Source organism: Vibrio sp. Y176 (assembly GCF_033438945.1).
The window spans coordinates 1-642 of the sequence record NZ_JAWOQS010000682.1; the positions used below are offsets into that span (position 1 = coordinate 1).

Genomic DNA, 642 nt, shown 5'->3' on the forward strand with positions numbered 1-642 from the left:
CGAATGGTTACCATGTCGTCCTCTTTGCTTTCTCAAAAATAAAATTAACCCCAAAAACCGTTCAATAACCTGAACAATCTGGGGTCTCGTGCCAAAATAAAGCTCCGGAATTTTACTCTTATCCCGGAGCAATGCAAGGGTTTAGTTACTTTTTCACCAACATAAATCGAAATTCAAGTTTGTGACGCAGCTAACACCCTGAAACTATAGTCACATCGATGAATTATCGACCAAATGGATTGAAGCCGCCGCCTCCACCCATACCGCCCATCATGCCTTGCATGTTACGCATCATGCCTTTCATGCCGCCCTTCTGCATTTTCTTCATCATCTTCTGCATTTGGGTAAACTGCTTCAGTAGACGGTTAACATCTTGAACCTGTACACCTGAACCTGCAGCGATACGCTTTTTACGCGAACCTTTAATGATTTCAGGACGTTGACGCTCTTTCATCGTCATTGAGCTGATGATCGCTTCCATTTGCTTAAACATCTTGTCATCGACTTTGTCTTTCACGTCAGATGGTAGCTGAGACATACCTGGTAGCTTGTCTAGCATGCCCATCATGCCACCCATGTTTTGCATTTGACCTAGCTGTTCACGGAAGTCTTCAAGGTCGAAACCTTTCTTCTCTTTGAACT

At 43.8% G+C, this 642-nt stretch carries 1 pseudogene; it reads right to left on the minus strand.

What is annotated here, in order from left to right:
* Nucleotides 1–223 precede the first annotated feature (223 nt).
* A pseudogene (locus tag R7O13_RS28045) lies at nt 224–642 on the minus strand (signal recognition particle protein); the annotation flags it as partial.